Source organism: Devosia sp., assembly GCF_028290625.1.
GTDB lineage: Bacteria > Pseudomonadota > Alphaproteobacteria > Rhizobiales > Devosiaceae > Devosia.
Map to the genome: position 1 here is coordinate 207,435 of NZ_JAQGJM010000027.1, position 23,920 is coordinate 231,354.

24 protein-coding genes are annotated in these 23,920 nt (G+C 63.1%); 16 read left to right on the forward strand and 8 right to left on the reverse strand.

Annotation, left to right across the window (positions count from 1 at the left end; translation table 11 throughout):
- Positions 1–118: 118 nt before the first annotated feature.
- Together JWR51_RS15295 and JWR51_RS15300 are read left to right on the forward strand one after the other, a co-directional pair.
- Positions 119–1,375: an aromatic ring-hydroxylating dioxygenase subunit alpha gene (locus tag JWR51_RS15295; RefSeq protein ID WP_299749160.1), complete on the forward strand. Its 1,257-nt coding sequence runs from the start codon at positions 119–121 to the stop codon at positions 1,373–1,375.
- A 4-nt stretch (positions 1,376–1,379) separates the two neighbouring features.
- Positions 1,380–2,492 (forward strand): hybrid-cluster NAD(P)-dependent oxidoreductase, encoded by a 1,113-nt coding sequence (locus tag JWR51_RS15300; protein WP_299749163.1) that lies wholly within the window; start codon positions 1,380–1,382, stop codon positions 2,490–2,492.
- Between the two features lie 18 nt (positions 2,493–2,510).
- On the opposite strand, the gene choV is transcribed toward JWR51_RS15300, so the two are convergent.
- The 3 genes from choV to choX form a co-directional block, all read right to left on the reverse strand.
- Positions 2,511–3,560 (reverse strand): choline ABC transporter ATP-binding protein, encoded by a 1,050-nt coding sequence (gene choV, locus JWR51_RS15305; protein WP_299749166.1) that lies wholly within the window; start codon positions 3,558–3,560, stop codon positions 2,511–2,513.
- Positions 3,561–3,564: 4 nt separating this feature from the next.
- Entirely contained in the window at positions 3,565–4,398 is an 834-nt protein-coding gene (gene choW / locus JWR51_RS15310; RefSeq protein ID WP_299749167.1) for a choline ABC transporter permease subunit, read from the reverse strand.
- Positions 4,399–4,469: 71 nt separating this feature from the next.
- The gene (choX, locus tag JWR51_RS15315; protein ID WP_299749170.1) at positions 4,470–5,396 is read right to left on the reverse strand and encodes a choline ABC transporter substrate-binding protein; all 927 of its coding nucleotides are present in this window, start codon (positions 5,394–5,396) and stop codon (positions 4,470–4,472) included.
- Positions 5,397–5,509: 113 nt separating this feature from the next.
- On the opposite strand from choX, the gene betI reads away from it, so the two are divergent.
- From betI to betA, 4 genes are read left to right on the forward strand one after another with little or no spacing between them, the layout of a single operon-like run.
- A complete protein-coding gene (gene betI / locus JWR51_RS15320) occupies positions 5,510–6,103 on the forward strand; it encodes a transcriptional regulator BetI (protein ID WP_299749173.1) in 594 nt (197 codons plus the stop codon).
- Complete coding sequence (gene betC, locus JWR51_RS15325; protein WP_299749176.1) at positions 6,096–7,613, forward strand: choline-sulfatase; 1,518 nt, start codon at positions 6,096–6,098, stop codon at positions 7,611–7,613. The genes betI and betC overlap by 8 nt, the downstream gene beginning before the upstream one ends.
- Positions 7,613–9,073 (forward strand): betaine-aldehyde dehydrogenase, encoded by a 1,461-nt coding sequence (betB, locus tag JWR51_RS15330; RefSeq protein WP_299749178.1) that lies wholly within the window; start codon positions 7,613–7,615, stop codon positions 9,071–9,073. Before betC ends, betB begins: the two co-directional genes overlap by 1 nt.
- A gap of 10 nt (positions 9,074–9,083) precedes the next feature.
- Positions 9,084–10,745, forward strand: coding sequence for a choline dehydrogenase (gene betA, locus JWR51_RS15335; RefSeq protein ID WP_299749181.1), 1,662 nt, complete (start codon positions 9,084–9,086; stop codon positions 10,743–10,745).
- Positions 10,746–10,888: 143 nt separating this feature from the next.
- On the opposite strand, the gene JWR51_RS15340 is transcribed toward betA, so the two are convergent.
- Positions 10,889–11,146: a hypothetical protein gene (locus JWR51_RS15340; RefSeq protein ID WP_299749184.1), complete on the reverse strand. Its 258-nt coding sequence runs from the start codon at positions 11,144–11,146 to the stop codon at positions 10,889–10,891.
- A 56-nt stretch (positions 11,147–11,202) separates the two neighbouring features.
- Between JWR51_RS15340 and JWR51_RS15345 the strand changes: the two genes are divergently transcribed.
- Complete coding sequence (locus tag JWR51_RS15345; protein WP_299749187.1) at positions 11,203–11,475, forward strand: hypothetical protein; 273 nt, start codon at positions 11,203–11,205, stop codon at positions 11,473–11,475.
- 18 nt (positions 11,476–11,493) lie between these two features.
- On the opposite strand, the gene JWR51_RS15350 is transcribed toward JWR51_RS15345, so the two are convergent.
- Positions 11,494–12,828, reverse strand: a complete 1,335-nt coding sequence (locus JWR51_RS15350) for a HAMP domain-containing sensor histidine kinase (protein WP_299749190.1) — start codon at positions 12,826–12,828, stop codon at positions 11,494–11,496.
- A 2-nt stretch (positions 12,829–12,830) separates the two neighbouring features.
- Positions 12,831–13,487 (reverse strand): response regulator transcription factor, encoded by a 657-nt coding sequence (locus JWR51_RS15355; protein ID WP_299749193.1) that lies wholly within the window; start codon positions 13,485–13,487, stop codon positions 12,831–12,833.
- A gap of 131 nt (positions 13,488–13,618) precedes the next feature.
- Between JWR51_RS15355 and JWR51_RS15360 the strand changes: the two genes are divergently transcribed.
- Genes JWR51_RS15360 through JWR51_RS15370 form a run of 3 tightly spaced genes read left to right on the forward strand, consistent with a single transcriptional unit; the run spans position 13,619 to position 17,315 of the window.
- Complete coding sequence (locus JWR51_RS15360) at positions 13,619–14,089, forward strand: DUF2271 domain-containing protein (RefSeq protein WP_299749196.1); 471 nt, start codon at positions 13,619–13,621, stop codon at positions 14,087–14,089.
- A gap of 18 nt (positions 14,090–14,107) precedes the next feature.
- The gene (locus JWR51_RS15365) at positions 14,108–16,324 is read left to right on the forward strand and encodes a PepSY domain-containing protein (RefSeq protein WP_299749199.1); all 2,217 of its coding nucleotides are present in this window, start codon (positions 14,108–14,110) and stop codon (positions 16,322–16,324) included.
- Positions 16,314–17,315 carry an FAD:protein FMN transferase gene (locus tag JWR51_RS15370; RefSeq protein ID WP_299749202.1) on the forward strand — a complete coding sequence of 334 codons (1,002 nt, stop codon included), beginning with the start codon at positions 16,314–16,316 and terminating at the stop codon, positions 17,313–17,315. The genes JWR51_RS15365 and JWR51_RS15370 overlap by 11 nt, the downstream gene beginning before the upstream one ends.
- Before the next feature lie 2 nt (positions 17,316–17,317).
- Here JWR51_RS15370 and JWR51_RS15375 read toward each other — a convergent pair whose 3' ends face one another.
- On the reverse strand, positions 17,318–17,923 hold the full coding sequence (locus JWR51_RS15375) for an NAD(P)-binding domain-containing protein (protein WP_299749204.1): 606 nt from the start codon (positions 17,921–17,923) through the stop codon (positions 17,318–17,320).
- A gap of 139 nt (positions 17,924–18,062) precedes the next feature.
- Here JWR51_RS15375 and JWR51_RS15380 point away from each other — a divergent pair, with 139 nt between their 5' ends.
- From JWR51_RS15380 to JWR51_RS15405, 6 genes are all read left to right on the forward strand, one after another.
- Positions 18,063–19,229, forward strand: a complete 1,167-nt coding sequence (locus JWR51_RS15380) for an ROK family transcriptional regulator (RefSeq protein WP_299749207.1) — start codon at positions 18,063–18,065, stop codon at positions 19,227–19,229.
- Positions 19,226–20,002, forward strand: a complete 777-nt coding sequence (locus JWR51_RS15385) for an ATP-binding cassette domain-containing protein (protein ID WP_299749210.1) — start codon at positions 19,226–19,228, stop codon at positions 20,000–20,002. The genes JWR51_RS15380 and JWR51_RS15385 overlap by 4 nt, the downstream gene beginning before the upstream one ends.
- A 50-nt stretch (positions 20,003–20,052) precedes the next feature.
- Positions 20,053–21,069, forward strand: a complete 1,017-nt coding sequence (locus JWR51_RS15390; protein WP_299749384.1) for a sugar ABC transporter substrate-binding protein — start codon at positions 20,053–20,055, stop codon at positions 21,067–21,069.
- Between the two features lie 118 nt (positions 21,070–21,187).
- On the forward strand, positions 21,188–22,183 hold the full coding sequence (locus tag JWR51_RS15395; RefSeq protein WP_299749213.1) for an ABC transporter permease: 996 nt from the start codon (positions 21,188–21,190) through the stop codon (positions 22,181–22,183).
- A complete protein-coding gene (locus JWR51_RS15400; RefSeq protein WP_299749216.1) occupies positions 22,180–22,956 on the forward strand; it encodes an SDR family oxidoreductase in 777 nt (258 codons plus the stop codon). Before JWR51_RS15395 ends, JWR51_RS15400 begins: the two co-directional genes overlap by 4 nt.
- A gap of 22 nt (positions 22,957–22,978) precedes the next feature.
- Positions 22,979–23,347, forward strand: a complete 369-nt coding sequence (locus JWR51_RS15405; RefSeq protein WP_299749218.1) for a YciI family protein — start codon at positions 22,979–22,981, stop codon at positions 23,345–23,347.
- 53 nt (positions 23,348–23,400) lie between these two features.
- Here the strand turns inward: JWR51_RS15405 and JWR51_RS15410 are convergent, their stop codons facing one another.
- Positions 23,401–23,817, reverse strand: coding sequence for an organic hydroperoxide resistance protein (locus JWR51_RS15410; protein WP_299749387.1), 417 nt, complete (start codon positions 23,815–23,817; stop codon positions 23,401–23,403).
- Between the last annotated feature and the right edge of the window lie 103 nt (positions 23,818–23,920).

Consider the following 23,920-nt stretch of genomic DNA (forward strand, 5'->3'; position numbering starts at 1 on the left):
ATGTCGCAAAATCTAAAGCAGCTGTCGCCCCGCATCAAGACAGCTTGGAAAAAAGCGAGAATTCTGTTCCATCGACAGCGGCCTTGCGCGCCCCATCTCGGTTGAGGAGAGTTCAGTCATGCTCGATAAGGTGCCATCGCTCGAAGCGCTCGTTCACGGACGAAAACCCGGCCACAGCCTCGATGCCCCCTTCTATACCTCGCCCGAGATATTCGAGGCGGATATGGACATGATTTTTTCGCGCCACTGGCTCTATGTCGGCGTCGAACCCGATGTGCCTGAGCCCGGCGACGTGATGACCATCGACATCGGTAGGAGCTCGGTGCTGATCGTCCGTGACGATGATAACAACGTCAAAGCCTTCCACAATGTGTGCCGCCATCGCGGCGCAAGGCTGATCGACGAGGAAAAGACGACGGTCGGGAACCTGGTCTGCCGCTACCACAGCTGGACCTATGATCTCGACGGCAATCTGGTGCACGCGCCGCATATGGGCGCGGATTTCGATAAGTCCTGCAAGGGCCTCAAGCCGGTCAACCTGCGCTCGCTCGAAGGCCTGCTGTTCATCTGCCTCGCCGACAATCCACCGGAAGATTTTGACGAGGTTGCCGCCCGCATGGGGCCCTACATCGCGCCGCATAAGGTGCGCGACACCAAGATCGCCTATCAGAGCGACCTGATCGAGATGGGCAACTGGAAGCTCACCATCGAGAACAATCGCGAGTGCTATCACTGCGAGGCCAACCATCCCGAACTGACCGTGCCGCTGTTCGCCTATGGCTTCGGCTTCTCACCCGAGGAGATGGACCCGCTCGATCTCGAAAACGCGCAACGCTATGATGCTCTGCGCCAGACCAGCCATGCCGAATGGGAAAGCATGGGGCTGCCGTCGCGCGAGATCGAGGAACTCGATACGCGCGTCACCGGCTTTCGCACCGAACGCCTGCCGCTGGACGGCGATGGCGAGTCCCATACCATGGATACCCGCGCCGCCTGCCGGCTGCCGCTGGGGGCCTTTACCAATGCCAAGCTGGGCGGCCTCTCCTTTTGGACCCAGCCCAATTCGTGGCACCACTTCCTCGGCGACCATATCGTGACATTCGCCACGTTCCCGCTCGATGCCGGGCGCACGCTTGTTCGCACCAAGTGGCTGGTCAACAAGGATGCCGTCGAAGGGGTCGACTACGACCTCGCCAACTTGATCGAAGTGTGGACCGCAACCAACCAGCAGGACGCGGCACTGGTCGAAATGTGCCAGAGGGGCGCAATGAACCCGGCCTACGAGCCCGGTCCATATTCGCCAAATACCGAAATGCTCGTCGAGAAATTCCAGCGTTGGTATATCGGCCGCATGGCCGAGCATCTGGGTGCCTGAAGCCATGACCTCGTCCCTGGGCGACGCGAACCGACTTGAGCTTGCGTCCAACGCGTGGGACAGCGAGCAGGATGACACTTTGGTTTGCCGCGCCGTGCGGCAGGAGACGCATGACGTCAAGACCTTCGTGTTGTCCCCTGCGACTCCGGGGCGGTTCAGCTATCAGCCGGGTCAGTTCATGACCTATGCCTTTGACATCGGCGGGGAGACCATCCACCGCTGCTACACCATCTCGGCGGCGCCGACGCGGCCCAACGCCATCTCTCTCACGGTCAAGCGCGTCCCCAACGGACCGGTCTCGAACTGGCTGCATGACAATCTGAAGCCCGGCGTTTCGGTGAAAGCCTTGGGACCGATGGGCAGCTTCACCTGCTTCGCCCATCCAGCATCGCGCTATCTGTTCCTGTCAGGCGGCAGCGGCATCACTCCGCTGATGTCGATGGCGCGGACCTATCACGACCTGGCCGAGCCCAAGGATATTGTGTTTGTCCACTCAGCCCGTACCGTGACCGACATCATCTTCCGCGAAGAGCTGGAACTGATGGCGCGGCTATCGCCGAGCTTCAAGTTTGCGCCGATCTGCGAGGCGGCCAATCCGCTGGCGCCCTATTCCGGGCTGATGGGCCGGTTGTCCCTCGACCAGCTCAAGGTCATCGCGCCCGATTTCATGAGCCGCGAGATCTTCGTCTGCGGGCCGGCACCGTATATGGCGGCCGTGCGCACCATGCTCGGCTCCGCCGGCTTCGATATGGCGCACCACCACGAGGAGAGCTTCAACTTCGAGACGCTCTCGGCGGGGGAAAAGACAGAAGCGATCGAGGGTGAGATCGCCCTCGATGCGCCGGAAGCGGCCAAAACCTACACCGTCGAGTTCACCAAGACCCGCCGTTCCATCGAAGTTCCCGAAACCATGACGGTGCTCGAAGCCGCCAAGCGTGCGGGCATGCGCCTACCCTCGTCATGCACGCAAGGCCTTTGTGGCACCTGCAAATCAAAGAAGGTATCGGGTAGCATCGTGATGAACCATCAGGGCGGTATTCGTCAGCGCGAAATCGACGCCGGCATGATGTTGCTGTGCTGCTCCAAACCCACCAGCAACCTGGTGATCGAACGCTAGGCTGAAACGCACTGCATCTTAGTGCACGCCACTCCCGGCGCGCACTGGCTTGCTGCGCAGAGCAGCGACGACGTTCTGATTGAAGATGCTCCCGACCAGTTGCCCGTCCGCCCCCCTGACACAAACCGATGGTGCCCCCGCGGACAGCTGTTCGATAACGGCGGCAAGCGGACTATCGGCGGGCACCGCATTCACCCCGCTGCCGATTTCCGGCGACATGATGTCCATGGCTCGCAACACGTTGAGCGGGTTCATATGCGCCACGAAGTCCTCGACGTAATCGTCGACCGGGCTGGCGATGATCTCCTGCGGCGTGCCGCATTGCACGATCCGCCCGCCCTCCATCAGCGCGATGCGGTCACCCAGCTTGAACGCTTCGTCGAGATCGTGGCTGACGAAAATGATGGTGCGTTTCAGCTTGGCCTGCAGATCCAGCAGCTCATCCTGCAGCCGCGCGCGAATCAGTGGGTCGAGCGCCGAGAACGGCTCGTCCATCAGCAGGATCGGCGCATCGGTGGCAAAGGCCCGCGCCAGCCCGACGCGCTGTTGCATGCCGCCGGAGAGCTCGCTCACATGGCGCTGGGCCCAGTCGGTCAACCCGACGAGTTCCAACTGCGTGCGCACCTTGTCCTCGCGCTGTGCTTTGGGCATCCCGTCCAGTTCAAGGCCCAGCGCGACATTGTCCAGCACGGTACGCCACGGCAACAGGCCAAACTGCTGGAACACCATGGCCACCGTCTTGCGCCGCAGCCGCAGCAGGTCCTGGCGCGAACACGCCGCCGGATCGACACTCCAGGCGCCATCGTTGATCCGCACCGCGCCGCGCACCACCGGATTGAGCCCGTTGACCGCCCGCAGCAACGTCGATTTGCCGGAGCCGGACAGGCCCATCAGCACCAGGATTTCCCCGGTCCTGACGGTCAGCGAGCAATCGTGGACGCCCAGGATTTGTCCGGTCTCCTTGCGGATGTCATTCCGGGTCATGCCCTTGTCCATCAGCGGCAGGGCCAGTTCCGGATTGGGGCCGAAGACGATATTGACCCGATCGAAGATGACGGCGTCGTCCATGGGTCTACCTCTGTTTGATCCGCAGCATCCGATCGAGGATGATGGCCACCACGACGATGATGAAGCCGCTCTCGAAGCCGAGGGCAGTATTGACCGAGTTGAGTGCACGCACCACCGGCACGCCGAGGCCATCGGCACCGACGAGCGCCGCCACCACCACCATCGATAGCGACAGCATGATCGTCTGGTTCAACCCCGCCATGATCTGCGGCAGGCTATAGGGCAGTTCGACCTTCCACAGCTTCTGGCTCGGCGTACCGCCAAAGGCGTCGACTGCTTCGAGCAGCGCCGGGGGTGTCGTTGAAATGCCCAGGTAAGTCATGCGGATCGGTGCCGGCAGCACGAAGATCACCGTGGCGATCAGGCCGGGCACCATGCCGATACCGAAGAATACGATGGCGGGAATGAGATAGACGAATGTCGGCAGCGTCTGCATCAGGTCGAGCACCGGCTGCGTCGCTTGGTAGAGCCGCGGCCGATGGGCCAGTCCAATCCCGATGGGAACGCCGATCGCCATGCAGACGATGCAGGCCGAAATCACCAGCGTCAGGCTCTCGGTGGTCTCTTCCCAATAGCCCTGGTTGAGGATGAACAGGAACCCGATCAGCACCAGCAGGCACGTGCTCCACTTGCGTTGCAAATACCAGGTCAGCGCGAGAAAAATGGCGATGATCACCAGCGGATGCGGCGCCTGGAACAGCCAGAGCAGCGCGTTGATCAGGCCCTCGGCACCATAGGACAGCGTATCGAAGAACCCTGAAAAGTTGTCCTTTAGGAAATTGAAGACCGCGCTGGCCCATTTGCCGACTGGGATCTTGTTGTCTGTCAGCCAATCCATGCCGCGCCCCCGGTATTGCAGGCTAGAAACAAATCAGCCCGGTCGCAAGACCGGGCCGATGATTGCTTGGCTTAGACGCCGAGGGCCGCTTTGACGGCCGCGACACCGTCGCCACCATCTACCGTCGTCACGCCATCGACCCAGCCCAGGACCACGTCGGAATTGGCCTTCATCCAGGTCATCGTGGCTTCGTCCGCTTCGACGCCGTCATCGAGAATCTTGCCCATGATCTCGTTTTCCATCGGCAGCGAGAACTTGAGGTTGGTCAGCAGCTTGCCGACATTGGGGCATTCAGCTGCATAGCCCTTGCGGGTCACGGTGTTGACCACGCCTTCGCCGCCGAAGAAGTCTTCGCCGCCGGGCAGGTATTTCAGCGGGAACTTGGCATTCATCGGGTGGGGTTCCCAGCCCAGGAACACCACGTCCTTGTTGTCCTTCACGGCGCGATCGACTTCGGCGAGCATGCCCTGCTCGGAGCTTTCCACCACCTTGAAGCCGCCCAGATCGAACTTGTTGGCATCGACCAGACTGATCAAGTAGCCATTGCCTTCATTGCCGGGCTCGATGCCGTAGATGGTCTTGTCGAGCTGGTCGGCGAATTCGTGGATCTTGGAATAGTCGGTCAGGCCCTTGTCATAGGTATAGGCCGGCACGGCCAGGGTATAGATGGTCCCGGTCAGGTTGGTCGCCACGTTCTCGATTTCGCCGCTGTCGAGATAGGGCTGGATCGCGCCGGACTGGGCCGGCATCCAGTTGCCGAGGAAAATATCCACATCATCGCTGTCGAGCGACGCATAGGTCACCGGCACCGACAGCACCTTGACGTCGACTTTGTAGCCGAGCGCTTCCAGGATCTGCTTGGTGGTCGAAGTCGTGGTGGTGATGTCGGTCCAGCCGACATCGGAGAATTTCACCGTGCTGCACTCGGCGGCGTGCGCAACGCCCGCGAGCAGCGACAGCGCGATCGCGCTGGTCAGAGTAAGGCTGGTCTTTTTCATAGTCCGTCTCTCCTGATTGCGGGTTTTGGGCGAAAGTCTTTTTCTTGATTGACGGCTCAATCAAAAGCGAGACAATCACAAATGTAAACTCAAATTGTGAGCAGCCCACGTAAATGCCGAAAATCGGTGCAGAGGCAGTCCGCCGAAAAGCGATGATCGAGGCGGCCATCGTCGAGATCGGCGAAGCCGGCAGCCTCGACGTCACGGTCAGCCAGATCGCGCGCCGCGCCGGCATGTCACCGGCCCTGGCCCACCACTATTTCGGCTCCAAGGACCAAATGTTCCTGGCTGCCATGCGCCACATCCTCAAGCTCTATGGCGAGAGCGTGCGGCACCGCACGATCGGCCTCCGCACGCCGGTCGAGCGCCTCCACGCCATCATCGATGCCAGTTTCGCACCCGACCAGTTCCAGCCCGAAGTCGTCGCCTCCTGGCTGACCTTCTACGTCCGCGCGCTCCAGTCGGAGGAAGCCAGCCGCCTGCTGCAGATTTACGCCAGGCGGCTGCATTCGAACCTTGTGTTCAACCTGCGCCAGATTTTCGACCCCGATACCGCGCAGTCTGTGGCGCAGGGCATGGCCGCCCTGATCGACGGTTTTTACATTCGCCACGCCCTGCAGGATTTCGCCCCGGCCCAGCCCGAGGTGCGCGCGCTGGTGATGGATTATCTAGAACTTTATCTCGCTAGGAACGCAAAGCATGGCTGAGCGGCCCAATATCCTGATCGTCATGGTCGACCAGCTCAACGGCACGCTGTTTCCCGATGGCCCGGCCGAATGGCTGCATGCGCCCAATCTCAAGGCTTTGGCGGCCCGCTCGGCACGATTCGCCCACACCTATACCGGCTCGCCGTTGTGCGCGCCGGGCCGTGCCAGCTTCATGTCCGGGCAATTGCCGCATCGCACCCGCGTCTACGACAACGCCGCCGAGTTCACCTCGGATATCCCCACTTATGCCCATCACCTGCGCCGCGCCGGCTATGCCACGACGCTGTGCGGCAAGATGCATTTCGTCGGCCCCGACCAGATGCACGGCTTCGAGGAGCGCTTGACCACCGACATCTACCCCGCCGATTTCGGCTGGACGCCGGACTATACGCGGCCGGGCGAGCGCATCGACTGGTGGTACCACAACCTCGGCTCGGTGACCGGCGCAGGCGTGGCCGAGATCACTAACCAGCTCGAATTCGACGACGAAGTCGCTTTCAACGCCGTCCGCAAGGTGCACGACCTCGGCCGCCGCCTCGACGCGCGTCCGTGGATGCTGACCGTCAGCTTCACCCACCCCCACGACCCCTATGTGGCGCGCCGGAAATACTGGGACCTCTACGAAGACTGCGAGCACCTGACGCCTGAAGTCGCGCCCATGGCGTATGAGGATCAGGACCCGCATTCCCGCCGCCTGCTCGACGCCAGCGATGCCCAATCCTCGCCACTGACCGACGATGACGTCGCCCGCTCCCGCCGCGCCTACTTCGCCAATATCTCCTACATCGACGACAAGATCGGCGAAGTCCTCGCCGCTCTCGATGGCACGCGCCAAGCCGAAAATACCATCATCCTGTTCGTCTCCGACCACGGCGACATGCTTGGCGAGCGCGGCCTGTGGTTCAAGATGAACTTCTTCGAAGGCTCATCCCGCGTGCCGCTGATGATCGCGGCGCCGCAGCTGCCGCCCGGCCGCATCGACGTACCGGTGAGCACCATGGACGTCACGCCCACGCTCTGCGACCTCGCCGGCATCGCCATGGGCCCGGTGCTGGCCTGGACCGATGGCGAATCGCTGGTGCCCCTCGCCAATGGCGCCGCGCGCTTCTCGCCCGTCCGCATGGAATACGCCGCCGAAGGCTCCATCGCCCCGATGGTGGCCCTGCGGCTGGAGCAGTGGAAATACATCCACTGCGAAGTCGATCCGCCGCAGCTGTTCGATATCGCCGCCGATCCGCACGAGTTGAACAACCTTGCCGCCGACCCGACGCATGCCACCACGGCCGCGTGGTTCGCCGTGCAGGTCGCCGAGATCTGGGCGCTGGCAGCTTATGACGCCGATGTCCGCGCCAGCCAGGCCCGCCGCCACCTCGTCTACGAAGCCCTCCGCAACGGCGACTATTACCCCTGGGATTTCCAGCCGCTGCAAAAGGCATCCGAGCGCTATATGCGCAACCACATGGACCTCAACGTCCTCGAAACCTCCAAGCGCTACCCGAGGGGCGAATAATGCGCGATGTCCAACCCGCCGGCAGCCATTTTGTCGATGGCCACTATATCGATGATCCCGCCGGCCGCCTGATCGAATGCATCTATCCGGCCACCGGCGAAGTCGTCGCGCGGCTGCATTCGGCCACCCCCGCTATCATCGAACTGGCACTCGCCTCCGCAGTCCGCGCCCAAAAGGAATGGGCCGCCCTCCGCCCCGTCGTGCGCGGCCGCGTCCTCCGCAAAGCCGCCGATATCCTGCGCGAGCGCAACCAGGAACTCTCCGAGCTCGAAACCATCGACACTGGCAAGCCCATCCAGGAAACCCTGGTGGCCGACGCGGCCTCGGGCGCCGATGCGCTCGAATATTTCGGCGGCCTGATTGCTTCCGACACCGGCGAAACCATCCCCCTGGGCGGCGATTTCGTCTACACGATCCGGGAAGCGCTCGGCGTCTGCGTCGGCATCGGCGCCTGGAACTACCCCACCCAGATCGCCTGCTGGAAAGCCGCTCCGGCGCTCGCCTGCGGCAATGCCATGATCTTCAAGCCCTCGGAAACTACGCCTCTCGGCGCGCTCAAGCTGGCCGAGATCCTGATCCTCGCTGGCGCCCCCGCGGGCCTGCTCAACGTCGTGCAAGGCTATAGCGACGTCGGCGGCGCACTTGTCACCGATCCGCGCGTGGCCAAGGTCTCCCTCACCGGCTCCATCGGCACCGGCCGCAAAGTCTATGCCGCCGCCGCCGACGGGATGCGCCACGTCACCATGGAACTGGGCGGCAAATCGCCCCTGATCATCTTCGAGGACGCCGACATCGACTCGGCCGTCAGCGCCGCCATCAACGCCAATTTCTACTCAAGCGGCCAGGTTTGCTCCAACGGCACCCGCGTCTTCGTCCACGATGCCGTCCGCCCCACCTTCCTCGCCAGGCTGGTCAAGCGAACCGCCAATGCCATCATCGGCGACCCGCTCGACGAGGCCACCCAAGTCGGCCCGCTGGTCTCCGAAGCCCAACGCAACAAGGTTCTGGGTTACATCGAAACCGGCAAGACCGAAGGCGCCAAACTCCTGATCGGCGGCCGCGTCCCACCGAGCCAAAACTCAGGCTTCTACATCGAGCCCACCATCTTCGCCGACGTTACCGACGACATGACCATCGCCCGCGAGGAAATCTTCGGCCCGGTTATGTCCGTCCTCGGCTTCACTGAGGAAACCGACGTCATCACCCGCGCCAACGCCACCCAGTTCGGCCTTGCCGCCGGCGTCTTCACCGCCGACATGGCCCGCGCCCATCGCGTCATCGCAAAACTCGAAGCCGGCACCTGCTGGATCAATACCTACAATATCACCCCGGTCGAAGCCCCCTTCGGCGGCGTCAAGCTCTCCGGCGTTGGCCGCGAGAATTCCCGCGCCGCGCTGGATCACTATAGCCAGATCAAATCGGTCTATGTCGCCATGAGCCCCGTCGCGGCCGCCTACTAGGAGCCTGCCCATGGAAGCCGACTTCGTCATCATCGGTTCGGGCTCGGCCGGCGCCGCCATGGCTTCGCGCCTCAGCGAGGACGGCAAGCATTCCGTCATCGTGCTCGAATTCGGCGGCACCGATGCCGGCCCGTTGATCCAGATGCCGGCCGCGCTCAGCTACCCGATGAACATGCCGCGCTACGATTGGGGCTTCGTGTCCGAACCCGAGCCGCATCTCGGCGGGCGCACCCTGGCCGTGCCGCGCGGCAAGGTCATCGGCGGCTCGTCCTCGATCAACGGCATGGTCTATGTCCGCGGCCATGCCGGCGACTACGATCATTGGGCCGAAAGCGGCGCCACCGGCTGGGGCTATGCCGATGTCGTCCCCTATTTCAAGCGCATGGAAAACTGGCATCCCGGCCCCCATGGCGGCGATCCCGATCGGCGTGGCAAGTCCGGCCCGCTGCACGTCACCCGCGGCAAGCGCGACAATCCGCTATTTCAGACCTTCGTCACCGCCGGCAAGCAGGCCGGATTCGAGCTCACTGACGATTACAATGGCGAGCAGCAGGAAGGCTTCGGTCCGATGGAACAAACGGTCTGGCAAGGCCGCCGCTGGTCTGCCGCCAATGCCTATCTCAAGCCCGCCCGCAGCCGGCAGAACCTCACCATAGTCCGCTGCTTCGCCCGCAAGATCGTTATCGAAAACGGCCGCGCCACCGGCGTTGAGATCGACCGCAATGGTGTGGTCGAAGTCGTGCAAGCGCGAAAAGAGGTCATCGTCGCCGCTTCTTCGATCAATTCACCCAAACTTCTCCTGCTCTCCGGCATCGGCCCTGCTGCCCAACTGTCCGAACACGGCATTCCGCTGGTCGCCGATCGTCCCGGCGTCGGCGCCAACCTGCAAGACCATATGGAGCTCTATATCCAGCAGGCCTCCATCCAGCCGATCACGCTCTACAAATACTGGAACCTGTTAGGCAAGGCGCTGATCGGGGCGCAATGGCTATTGTTCAAGAACGGCCTCGGCGCCTCCAACCAGTTCGAAAGCGCGGCCTTCATCCGCTCCAAAGCCGGGGTCAAATACCCCGATATCCAGTTCCATTTCATCCCCATCGCCATCCGCTATGACGGGCAAGCGGCGGCCGAGGGCCATGGCTTCCAGGCCCATGTTGGCCCCATGCGCTCGGCGTCGCGCGGTGCCGTCACCCTGCGCTCGGCCGACCCCAAGATCGCCCCGCGCATCCAGTTCAACTACATGAGCGACCCCAAGGACTGGGCCGACTTCCGCCACTGCATCCACATCACCCGCGAAATCTTCGGCCAAAAGGCCTTCGATCCCTATCGCGGCAAGGAAATCCTGCCGGGCGACAAATACCAAACCGACGACGAACTCGACGACCACATCCGCCGTCACGCCGAAAGCGCCTACCACCCCTGCGGCACCTGTCGCATGGGCCGCGCTGACGATCCGATGGCCGTGGTCGACCCGGAATGCCGCGTCATCGGCGTCGAGGGCCTCCGCGTCGCCGATAGCTCGATCTTCCCGCGCATCACCAATGGCAACCTCAACGGCCCCTCCATCATGGTCGGCGAGAAAGCCTCCGACCACATCCTCGGCAAAACCCCGCTGCCGCCCAGCAATGACGTGCCCTGGATTAATCCCCGCTGGCAGACCTCGGACCGCTAGGATCGCCAACCGGCCATGCCTGTCCCGAAACAGCGCTCGGATGCGACGACACTATATTCTGGTGCCGCCTGCTGCTCCGATCGCATAGGCCCATGCCTTTGGTGGCGATAGCTTGGGGCCTTGATGGGGTCCAATCGCCAACGTTACGCGCGCGGCTCGTCGCTGGGCCGATCTCGCCGAGAAAACGCTGCGACGTTCGCCGCCTTTCGGGACTGCTGCACTATATAACCGGCGAGTAGGGATTGGACGGTGAGTTCAGGCGCCACCGAATAGATGACAGGAAGGCGCTTAATACTGCCCCCTATGTTGGCATGAATAATGCCGTCCTCGACGAAATATGTCGCCTGATGCCTCTTGCCGGCCTGCTCGATTTCGACAGCTCGAATTGTGGTATGTTCCATTTTTTGCTTGGTCCTCCCGGGGGGATCATGCTCTCGATGTGCCGAGATTCAAGCGAGTGCTGCTGACATATCATGGCTCAATTCCTGCGGCCGTCATCGCGACCCAGTTGAGCATGCTGTCTGCCTTCCTCGATGATACCGAGGATTGCATCGCAGGTCATGCCGCGCGCCGGCCTGCCGATCAATTCGAACACCTGCTGACAATCACAAGCGATAGCGACCTGCCTGAGGTTGTGGTCGAGGGGCCCCAGCGCGACGATATCGTTCGTACACAGGTCCACTCGCCGGCACGGCCGGCAATGATCGATTTGCCAGCCATGAAGGTTTAACACCGATTGCGAGCCAACCTAGCTTGCTGCCTGGTGGGCGGGGAGCGTCAGTATGGCCTCGAACCCGTCCGTCGCGCCAGTTGCGGGAGAGTGGAGGGCGAGGCCGCCACCTGTCTGCTCCATGATGGAGTCGACGATGGACAGGCCGAGGCCCGTTCCGCTTGCCGATGTGGCGCCACGCACGAAGCGCTCACCGATCCGGGCCAGGACATCGGCCGGAACAATTGGCCCGGCATTGACGACGCTTATCGTGCGGTCCGGCCGCGCCGTAACCTCGACGGGACCATCGAGGGCGCCATGGATCAGGGCGTTTTGAATGAGGTTGCGAACCGCGATGGCGAAGGCGTCCATATTGATCGCACCGACCAGGGCGGTTCCCTCCTCGACGCTCAAATGCACTCGGGCTCCTGCTATCGCCTGGAAGTCGCGCACCACAAGCCGGAGCACCGGCAGCAGATCGATGTCGACATCGGATTGGGCGAAGCCTGCATCCAATCGCGAGAGTTGCAGGAGCATTTCGGCAAGATGGGCCAAATGCCGCAACGCCTGTTCGATCTCCTTGAGGCGCTGGCTGCCGGGGCGGTCTGCGAGTTCGATCGCCAATTGCTGCGTCTGGGCCAGTGCGCCGGCGATCGGGGTGCGCAACTCGTGGGCACTGCTGGCGGCGAAGGAGCGCTCAGCGTTCATGGCGGCGCGCAGGCGCGTCAGCAGGCTGGCCACGGCTTCGGCAATCGGCGCGAGCTCCGTCGGGTGCCCTTCCGAGATCAGCGGCGACAGGTTCCGGCTATCCCGCGAGGCTATGTCCCGCCGCAACCGCTCGAGCGGACGCATGGCAAGGCGAATGGCGAACCAGATGCCCAGCGCGATCAGGGGAATGAGCGCCAGCAGCGGCCAGGTGAGCGCCGCCAGGCTCCTGCCCAGCGCCGCCCGACGATGATCGGTGCGCTCGATGACGACGATGCCATAGCCGAAACGATGGTCGGTTATGGAAAACAGGCGCTCGCCCTCGATCTCCGAGAAGCCGTCGCCGGCAGGGATCGATGTGACGTCATCGGCTAGACCGGCAGACCGCACGACGATTGCCCCCGTCCGATCCCGCACATAGTAGCTGAAGTCCCCCTGGTCTTCGGCTAGTCCCGCGATCTCGAGATCATTGCCCTCGCGGGGTTCGCGCAGGCCGTGGGTAACCAGCGGCAACAGGCGAAACGCGCTTTGCCTGAGGGTTTCGTCAAAGGCGGCATCGAGCTGGCGCTGCATCACGGTGCCGGCGATCGAGGCGGCGCCGATCCACAACAGGGCCGTGCCCGCCGTGAGGCCAATGGCAAGACGCAGGGCAATCGAGTGTGGCGCCACGATCAGGCCTCGACCTGATAGCCGAGGCCACGCGCGGTGCTGACAAAGTCGCGCCCGAGTTTCTTGCGCAGCCGGCTGATATAGACTTCCACCGCATTGCTCTCGATCTCGGCGCCGAAGGCATAGAGCGAATCCTCGATTTCGCCCTTGGTCACAATGGCGCCGCGATGGCGGACCAGCCGCTCGAGCACCGCCCACTCGCGTCCTGTCAGCGTGGCGGGCTTGTCGCCGACGATGACGATCTTGCGGCCAAGATCGATCGAAACCGGACCGATACTGATCGCGGGGGACGGATTGCCCGCATAACGCCGGGCGACAGCGGAGACGCGCGCGCTCATTTCGCTCAGATCGAAGGGTTTGACGAGGTAGTCATCGGCGCCCGAATTGAGCCCTTCGATGCGCACAGCGATCTGATCCTGGGCGGTGGTGATGATCACCGGCACCCGATTAAGCGCCGCCCGCAATTCGCGCAACAGATCGAGGCCGCGCCCGTCGGGCAGGTTGAGGTCGAGCAGAACCAATTCGTAGGCAACGTTGGCCAGGGCCAGCTTGGCCTCATCGATGCGTTTCATCCAGTCGACGCCGTGACCGCTGGCGGCGATATGGTCGCGGATGGCGCCACCCAGCACGTAGTCGTCTTCGATCAGCAATACGCGCACGGTCCACCTCTGCGCCGGGTTTAGCACCGTAACCTGACACCAGGCTGAAGAGATTTCTGGCCCCACTTCAGGGTGGCGTCAGCTTCCCATGACACTTCTGCCGTCCTCGATATCACCTTTGAGGAACTGTCATGAAAAAGCTCGTCGCCATTCTGATGCTGGCCACGGCGATCGTCGCTCCCGAAACCGCCTTTGCCAAGGACCTTTCCATCACCGCGCAGATGGGACCTTACAGCGGGCGGCCCGCTTATCTCGCCATCTATGTCACCAAGCCGGATGGCTCCTATGATTCGACCCTTTGGATCGCAGGGCAAAAGACCCGGTTTTACCAGGACCTGCGCAACTGGTTCCGGGGAATCGCCGCCAGCGGCGAAACGATCGACGGCATCACCGGGGCCAGTGTGGGCAGCGGACAAACTCTCAGCGTAAACGTCACCCTCGCCGATGCGCTTATTGATGCGGGCTACCAGTTGCACGTCGACAGCGCCGTGGAAGACGGCGGCTATTATCCCAACGACGTCGTCCTGCCCTTATCGACCGCCAGTTCGGGCAAGCCGGTTTCCGGCTCCGGCTACGTTCAGTCGCTCACCGTGACCATGTGACTTGCAGAGGTCCCGATCGTGTTGCGCCGTCTGCACTCCCTTCCCGCGTTGATCGCCGCGCTCGTCGTCAGCTTCATGGCGTTGACCGGGGCCTTCCTGTCGCTCGACCCCGCCATCCAGCATTTCGCGGCGAGCGGTACTCAAACCGCCGGAGTTAATGCCGCGGAACTGGCAAGCAGCGTTGCGGCCAACTTTCCGGGGGTCGAACGCATCGTCAAGTTGGCCTCCGGATCGGTCATTGCCTATTATTCCGATGGTGCCGGACAAGTGGCGGCCACTATCGACCCGCAGACCGGCAATAGCCTTGGCGCCTACGCGCCCTCGCCCGTCTTCGGTTTCATGACCGAGCTGCACCGGTCGCTCTTCCTGGGAGAAGGCGGACGTGCCGTCGCGGGGATCGGCGCGTTTGCGCTGGTGATCCTTTCGATATCGGGTGGCCTGCTGCTGGTGGCGCGCCTGGGCGGTTGGGCCAAGGTGTTCAGTGCGGCACGTGGCACGTTCACCCAGCGCCTGCATGTCGATATCGGCAGGATTGCCATTGCGGCCCTGCTGCTGACCGCGACGACCGGCACTTACATGTCGCTGGTCAATTTCGGTTTCATCAGCGACGGGTCCGGGGCCCTGGCGGCCTTTCCCACCAATGTCGATGGCGGCAAGCCGGCTGCCATCGCCGATCTGGCAGCGTTGCGGGCGACGCCCCTGGGCGATCTGCGCGAACTGGTATTCCCGTTCCGGGGCGACCCGACCGATGTCTTCACGCTGACCACCAATGCCGGCCAGGGCTTCGTCGATCAGGCGACCGGGACGATGCTGTCTTTCACGGCCAACAATTTTGGCCAATCGGTCTATGAGGCCTTTTATACCCTCCACACGGGTCAGGGCGTCTGGTGGCTTGGTCTGCTGCTCGGAGCCGCGGCACTCTGCGTTCCGGTCATGGCCGCCAGCGGCACGGTAATCTGGTGGCTGCGGCGCCGCAATCTGCCGAAGCTGAACCGTAATGTAGCAGCACGCGCCGCCGATACCGTCATTCTGGTCGGCAGCGAGGGCAATTCGACCTGGGGCTATGCCGCCGCGTTGCACGAGGCTTTGACGCAGGCCGGCCATCGTGTCCACACCTCGGCGATGAACGGGATTGCGCGCGACTATGGCCGTGCACGGCAGATGTTCATTCTCACCGCAACCTATGGCGACGGCGGCCCCCCGGCATCGGCGAACCGCTTTCTCGCCCGTCTCGCAAAACTGGAAACGCCCGCGCTTTCCTTCGCCGTTCTGGGCTTCGGGGACCGGAGCTTTGCGCATTACTGCCAGTTTGCCGCCGATGTCGAGACAGCGCTGGTGGCGCGCGGCTGGTCGCCCTTTCAGCCGGTTGGCACCATCGATCGCCAGTCGTCCCAGACGTTCGCGCAATGGGGCGCTGCGACCGCCGCGCGGATCGGGACACAATTGCACCTGGTGCACACGCCTGCCCGGCCCCGCACCACCGATCTGACGTTGCTCACGCGCGTCGATTATGGCGTCGAGGTCCAGGCGCCGACGACCGTATTGCGGTTTGGTGTTGCAGAAAGCGCGCGTGGCGGCTTGTTTGGCCTGCTTGGCGGCAGACGCTTGCTGCGCTTCGAGGCCGGGGACCTGGTGGGTATACTGCCTCCGGGCAGCTCCATTCCGCGCTACTATTCACTCGCCTCCTCGTCCAGGCAGGGATTTCTGGAGATCTGCGTTCGCAAACTGCAGGGCGGGGCCTGCTCGGAATATCTGCATGCGCTGGCGCCGGGCAGTACCATCGAGGCCTTCGTCAAGCCCAATCCCAATTTCCGGCCCGCTTCGGGCAGGACGCCGGTGATCATGATCGGCGCTGGAACTGGCATCGCCCCACTTGCCGGCTTCATCCAGGGCAATACCAGGCATCGCCCCATGCACCTCTATTTCGGCGGGCGCGATCCGCATTCCGACTTCCTCTACGAGGACGCCATGGCCGCGTGGCTTGAGGACACCCGCCTGACGCGCCTGGTCACGGCATTCTCGCGCATCGTCGATGGCGCCTATGTGCAGGACAGGGTGCGCGAGGATGCCGAACAAATCCGCACGCTCGTCGCGCGCGGCGCGCAGATCATGGTGTGCGGCGGCATCGACATGGCGCGCGGCGCCAGGGAGGCGATCGACGAAATCATATCGCCGCTCGGTGAAAACGCGCTCACGCTCAAGGCAAAGGGACGGTATCTCGAAGATGTCTATTGAGCAGTATTCGGTGGTCCCCAGCGTCGCCTGGCAGCCATTTCCCATGTCCGCCCCGCTGCAGCGCTATGCCCTCAACGAGGCCACTATGGGGACGCGCTACTCCGCCATTTTCTTCGCGGCGGCGGGTCTTGATACCACGCCGATTGCCGACGCCTTGCAGGCGGCCGTGGATGAGGTCGACAACCAGATGTCGACATGGAAACCGGCCTCCGACCTCTCGCGCGTCAATGCCGCCCCGGTTGGGCAATGGGTCGAGATTCCGCACGATCTGGCAAATGTCCTCGCTGCCTCGCTGGAAATCGGCCGGGCCTCCGGCGGCGCCTTCCACATTGGCGTCGGCGACCTGGTCAATGCCTGGGGCTTCGGCCCAACCGGCGCGCAACCCCACACCGCGCGCATCGCCGAGCTGGCGGCTCAACCCCGGTCTGCGATGGACGATATGCTCGATCTGGACGCGGCCGGTGGCAGGGTGCGCAAACGCGCTCCGGTTACGCTCGACCTGTCGGGCATCGCCAAGGGTTTTGGCGTCGATCAGCTTGCACGTTGTCTCGATGGCTTTGGTATCGCTCACTATCTGGTCGGCATCGATGGCGAGATGCGCGCCAGTGGGCACAAGCCCGGAGGCGGGCCCTGGGTTCTGGCGGTCGAACAGCCCGACCAGGCGGCACGTGATGTCGCGCGGCTCATCAAGGTCACCGATTGTGCCATCGCCACATCGGGCGACTACCGGCATCGGGTGGAGATGGACGGCCACACTGCCTCGCACACAATGGACCCCGCGAGTGGCCGCCCGCTATCCAACAATCTCGCATCTGTCACCGTCCTCGCGGCCGACTGCATGCACGCCGATGCCTGGGCCACCGCGCTGATGGTCCTCGGCGACATTGAGGGCCCCGCGTTCGCTGCGCGACGCGGCATGGATGCGCTGTTCATCGTCCGCGACGGAAATGGCTTCCGGGAACTGGCGGTGGGCGCGTTCCGGCAGGGCTGAACTCAGGCCGGTGGCCGGGCGACGGCGAGATTGAAATCGGGGCCGCCATAGAGCTTTTCGAGCTGTATCCACATCGGGACCAACTGCTCCATGGCGCGGCAGGCGGTGAGATCGCCAAGGTCGAGGATGTGCTGCCAGCCGAAGCTGCGGAGCAGGTCGGTGACTTCGGCCTTCGCGCCGGCATCATTGCTGGCGATGAAGACAGTGTGGGCGGCGCCGAGGCTTGCCGGGTCGACCATCAGATGGGCGCTGACGCTGTTGAGGGTCTTGACCAGCCGCACTTTTGGGAACGCCGCCTGAATGGCTTCGCCCAGTGGGATAGCGATGGGCTGGTCGACGGCAAACTCGTAATTGCCTATGTCGATGAGGATTTTACCATCGATGTCGCAGCCGCGCAGGCTTTCGATGGCGTGCTCGCCCGGCATGGCATCGACGATCCATTCGCCGTGTTTGGCCGCCTCGGCATGCGTGCCGATCTTCAGGCCGAGTTTCCTGGCTTTCTCGTCATCGGGCTCGCGCGAACCCAGCATGACATCGTGGCCCAAGGCGGCCAGTTTGCCCGCTATGGTGCTGCCGACTTGTCCGGTACCCATGACACCAAATCGCATGATCGATCTCCCTCGGTTTCAGCTTACCAACACGCCGCGGCGGCTGGCGTTCCATGTTGTTCCCCGCACATTGGCATTTTTGAAATCCATTTGACATAATAAATGCCCGGTGCAAGTCTCCCCCATGAAGGGGACTGAGATGGTGTTGAGGGGCACAAATCAGGAGCAGGCGCGGCCGTACAATCGGCGCATCGTGCTGGAGTGCATCCGCAATGACGGGGCGGCCACGCGCGGCGATATTGCCGAACGCGTTGGGCTCACCGTGCAGACCGTTTCCACCATCGTGCGCGAACTGGAAGAGCAGGGCTATCTGCTGTCGGTGCGCGAAAAGCCCAAGGGTCGCGGTCTGCCGCCGACGACGCTGCACCTCAATCCGGACGGCGGCTATGTCATCGGCATTTCGGTGACGCCATTGGGCGTCGATGCCGCCTTGCTGAACCTCGTCGGCGACATGCTGGGCAGCGCGGCACGCGACCGTCCCCATCCCACCCCCAACGACGCCTTTGGGCTGATCGCCGAACTGGTCGCCGAAATGCGGGCACTGCGTCCCGATGGGCGGATGCTCGGCGTGGGCTTTGCCATGCCGGGGCCGTTCGACGTACAGGCGATGAGCTTTGTGGGACCGACGACGCTGGATGGCTGGTCCGGCGTGCCGGTGCGGGCACGGCTGGAGGAAGTCACCAAGCTGCCGGCCTTTATCGCGGTCGATACGGTGGCGGCGGCGGTGGGCGTACGGCTCTATGGCGAGGGCGCAGGCCTAGGCCAGTTCTACTATCTCCACCTCGGCGTGGGCCTGGGCGGCACCATGATGCAGGACGGCATGCCGGTGCGCGGCGCCTGGGGCAATGCCGGCGAAATCGGCCATATTCCGGCGGTGCCGGGTGGCCTGCCCTGCCCATGCGGCAATGCGGGGTGTCTGGAGCGCTATCTGTCGCTCGATAGTTTCAGCAAGCGGCCCAAGGGGCAGAGCCAGGCGGAATGGGTCGAGGCGGTGACGCCGATTTTTCACAGCGCGGTGCGGACGATCGAGAACCTGTTCGACCCACAGACCATCGTGCTTGGCGGTATCGCGTCGGACGAACTGATCGCCGCGCTGGTGGCAACCACCGACACCCTGCCGACCTCGATTTCCAGTCGCTACGACCGCACGACGCCTCGGGTGACCGCTTCTGTGGGGCATCAATCGGTGCTGCGTGGCGCCGCGGCTTTGGCCGTGTCCGGCGTGTTGTCGCCCCGGCAGGATTTGCCAGTAACATCGGATCGCGTGCGCAAGCGCGATCCGTTCTCGAACGGAATGGCCGCATGACCGAACCCCTGCTCGTTCTCGACAACATCACCAAGAACTACGGCGCCGTGCAGGCGCTGCAGGGCGTGTCCTTCTCCATCGCCAAGGGCGAGGTGATTGCCCTGCTCGGCGACAATGGTGCGGGCAAGTCGACGCTGGTCAAGATCATCTCGGGCGGACTTGAGGCAAGCTCGGGCAGCATGACCTTCGAGGGTAAGGAGTTTCGCCCGAAATCGCCATCGCAGGCCAAGGCGGCGGGGATCGAGACGGTCTACCAGGACCTGTCGCTGTGCACCAATGTGGATGTGGTGGCCAATTTCTTCATGGGCCGCGAGCTGACCAAATCGATGCTTGGCATCAAGGTGCTGGATGAAAAGCGGATGGAGGAGCAGGTCGCCAAGGCGATGGCCAATGCCGGTACCCGCATTCCCTCGCTGCGCAGCAAGGTGGAGCATCTGTCGGGCGGCCAGCGTCAGGCGATCGAGCTCAATCGTTTCGTGCATTGGGGCGGCAAGCTGGTGCTGCTGGACGAGCCTTTCGCGGCGCTCGGCGTGGAGCAGACCAAGCGCGGGCTGGAAATGATCCGCCAGGTGGCGGCACAGGGTATCGGCGTCGTCATCATCACCCACATCATGCAGCAGGCCTTTCAGGTCGCCGACCGGATGGTGGTGATCCGCCAGGGCGTCGTTGCCGGTGACGTGCCACGCAAACAGACAAACGCGGACGCAGTGATCGGCATGATCACGGGCGAGACCCTTGCCGGTACCGGACCGGGCATGGGCGCGGGGCAGTAACGATCCGGTTTCAGAGGAGCGACGAATTGAGACACTTGTTGAAATACGGCATGGTTCTCCTGGCCGGAATGGCCGCCTTGCTGCACCCCGCCTATGCCCAGGATAAGGGCAAAGTCTACTACATGGTCCCTACCCTGATCGATGAGTTCCAGACCGGCTCCGTCAGCGCGATCGAAATGTTCCTCAAGCAGGTTGGCTACAGCGTGACCACGCTCAATGCCGACAACAAGACCGACCTGCAGCAAAGCCAGATGAACGACGTCATCGCGCTGGCGCCCAAGGCGATCATCCTGGCGGCAGTGGACTTCAATGCGCTGGCACCGTCGGTGGAGGCCGCTCGCGCCGCCGGCATTCCGGTGATCGAATTCGATCGCCAGATTTCCTCGACCATGTCGGACTTCACCTCGGTGGCCGGCACTGTGGAGATCGGCTATGTGGCCGCCGAGCAGGTGCAGCGCCTGCTGACCGAGAAGAATGGCGCGGTGAAGGGCAAAGTCTTGCAGGTGCTGGGCGACCCAGGCGACCCCTACACCCTCGATATCCAGAAGGGTTTTGAGGAACGCATGGCCAAGTTCCCCGAAGTGACCATCATCAGCCAGCCTGCGATGCAGTGGGAAGCCAGCAATGCCGGCACCATTGTGTCGGATCAGCTCCTGGCCAATCCCGATATCGACATCGTCTTCAGCCACGCAGCCCATCTCTCCGTGGCAGCCGTTGCCTCGCTGGAAGCGGCTGGCAAGAAGCCGGGCGACGTCTATGTGATGAGCTCGAACGGGGCGCCGGTCGCGCTCGACCTGATCCGTCAAGGCTGGATGCAGGTGGAAGTAGAGCAGCCGCTCTACGCCCAGGCCGCCGCCATCGCGATGTTCATGGACAAGCTGGTGGCCAAGACGAAGATCGAGCCGGGCGAATATGACGTGCTTGGCTTGAAGTCGACGGTTACCGACGAGGCCTGGGGACCGACGATCAAGATCCCAGGCGCCGCGATCACCAAGGACAATGTCGATGATCCGTCGTTCTGGGGCAATCTCAAGCCGCCCGCAACGCCGGTAACCTCGGTCCCGTAATCGCCATCCGCTCCTCCCGTTCGCGGGAGGAGCCTCCATTCAGTCTTTTTTGGTCGCGCTTTCGAACCGGAAAAGTGAAGCCACTTTTCTTGAAAACGCTCTAGCAGATGAGTCCGCGATGTCGCCACGCCAACGCAAAGTGCTCGAATTCGTACTCGATAATCTCGTCTGGTTCATGCTGCTGGTCGTGCTGGCGATTTTTTCGGCCACCATTCCCAATTATTTCCAGCCGGGCATTTTCGCCAACGTCATCGAGCAATCGAGCGTTTTGGGGGTGATGTCGATCGGGCTGGCGCTGGTGATCATCGCCGGCCATATGGATCTTTCTGTGGAGTCGGTGGCGGCGCTCAGCGCCATGGCCACGGGCATCCTGTTCGCATCATCGGGCATTGGCCTGGGGATCACGCTGACGCCGGGCTGGCTGGTGGTGCCGGTGTCGCTCGTGATTGGCCTCGCCGTCGGCGCCGTCATCGGTGCGCTCAACGGCTATCTGGTGATCAAGATCAAGATGAACGCGTTCATCGTGACGCTGTCCAGCTACATCTGGGTGCGCGGCTTGGTGGTCGCATCCTCGGGCGGGCGCTCGGCGCAGAACCTGGCGCCGGACCTGCGCTTTCTCGGCATTCAGCGCTTTTTGGGCATTCCACTCACCGCCTATATCGCCATTCTGTGCTTCGTCGGCTTCTCGTTCATGATGGCCAAGACCCGGTTCGGGCGGCACCTGATCATGATCGGCGGCAATGAGGCGGCGGCGTTCCGCGCCGGTATCAAGGTCGACAAGGTCTTGATGATCGCCTTCGTGCTGTCGGGTGCCATTGCGGCGCTGGCGGGGTGGATATTGGCGATCCGCACTTCGGGCGCCACCGCCAATCTTGGCACCGGCCTGTTGTTCAACGCCTTTGCGGCCGTGGTGATCGGCGGCGTCAGCCTCAAGGGCGGCGTCGGCGCGCTACCCGGCGTTTATGCCGGCGTGCTGCTGCTGTCTTCGATCAATACGGCGATCAACCTGATGGGGCTGCCGGCGCACTACACCCAAGTCATCCATGGGCTGTTGGTGCTGGCCGCCGTGCTGCTCGATACGCTCAAGCAAACTATTCGAAAGAGACTGGCATGACTGGACGGCTGGCGGGAAAGACCGCGCTCATCATCGGCATGGCGCAGGGCATCGGCAAGGGCATTGCGGTGCGCTTTGCCGAGGAAGGCGCCAACCTGGTGCTGGCCGACTGGGAGGAAGCGGCCGGGCGCAAGACTGCCCACGAGTTGGGCGCGCAGTTCATCCACACCGACATTTCGAAGATGGCGGATGCGGAGGCGGCGGTGGCCTTGGCGCTGGCGAAATTTGGCCGGCTCGACATTATCGTACAGAATGCCGGTATCTATCCGTGGCAGCTGATCGAGGACACGTCGTCCGAGGACTGGGACCGGGTGATGGGGGTGAACCTGCGCGGCAGTTTTCACGCCGCCAAGGCCGCGCTCAAACCGATGCGGGCGCAGGGCTATGGGCGGATATTGTTCACCTCATCGATTACCGGCCCGCACGTGACCAGCCCCGGCCATGGGCATTATTCTGCGACCAAGGCGGGGATCAACGGGTTCATTCGCTCGGCGGCGCTGGAATTTTCGGGTTTTGGCATCACCGTCAATGGCGTCGAGCCGGGCAATATCATGACCGAGGGCATCCAGGAGCATCGCGGCGACGCGCACATTGCGTCGATGGTCGCGGCGATTCCGCTCGGCCGGCTGGGTAGCGTGCGCGACGTCGCCAATGCCTTCCTGTTCCTCGCCTCTGACGAGGCCAGCTACATTACCGGCACCACGATAGTGGTGGATGGCGGGCAGTTGCTGCCCGAGGGTAATGATTTTAGGATCGTGCCCACGGGCGTATGAGGGCGCCAAGGAGGGACAATCCATGCACTACGCCATCCTGGCCTATCACGAAGAGGGCGTGGTCCAATCCTGGACCGAAGAAGAAGACAAGGCGCTGATGGTCGACCTGCTCGAGGTCAACGATCGCCTGGTCGCGCAGAAGAAGCTGGGGCCGGCCGCACGGCTTGGTCCGACGCAAGGCGCCGTGACCCTGCGCGGCAAGGGTGCGGGCATGGTCACCGATGGCCCCTTTGCCGAAACCAAGGAGCAATTGCTCGGGTTTTACGTCGTTGATTTTCCCACGATCGAGGATGCGATCGCGGCGGCACGGGACTTGCGGCGAGCCAATCCGACGGCGGTCTACGAAATCCGGCCGATCCTGCTCTACGTGCCCGGCGCGCCGCTGGGATAGCGGAGGACAGCTGGCCCGGCCCGCCATGCGGGCAGGCCAGCTGTATGGTCGACTTAGACCAGGTTGATGGTCACATCGATATTGCCGCGAGTGGCCTTGGAATAGGGGCAAGTCTGGTGCGCCGCATCGACCAGCTTGCGGGCCGTCTCGCGATCGAGGCCGGGCAGGCTGACATTGAGGCGAGCCTGGAGCTGGTAGCCGTTCTCATTGGTGCCCAGATCGACTTCGGTATCGACGGCCAGATCGGGCGGCAGCGTGACCTTGAGGCTGCGGGCAGCACCGCCCAGCGCGCCAATATAGCAGGCCGACCAGCCAGCCGCGAACAACTGCTCGGGATTGGTGCCAGCGCCAATGCCGCCGGGCGTGGACAGCTTGATATCGAGACGACCGTCGGAGCTGGCCGAGGCGCCGTCGCGGCCACCGGTGGTGTGGGTCTTGGCGGTATAGAGCACTTTTTCGATCGCAGTGATGGTCATGGCATTGGTCCTTCGGGCTTGGCTGGCTATTTACTTATCGTGATAATTATTATCGCGATGCAGCTTGTGTCACAGACCGGACGGACCTACAAGTGAG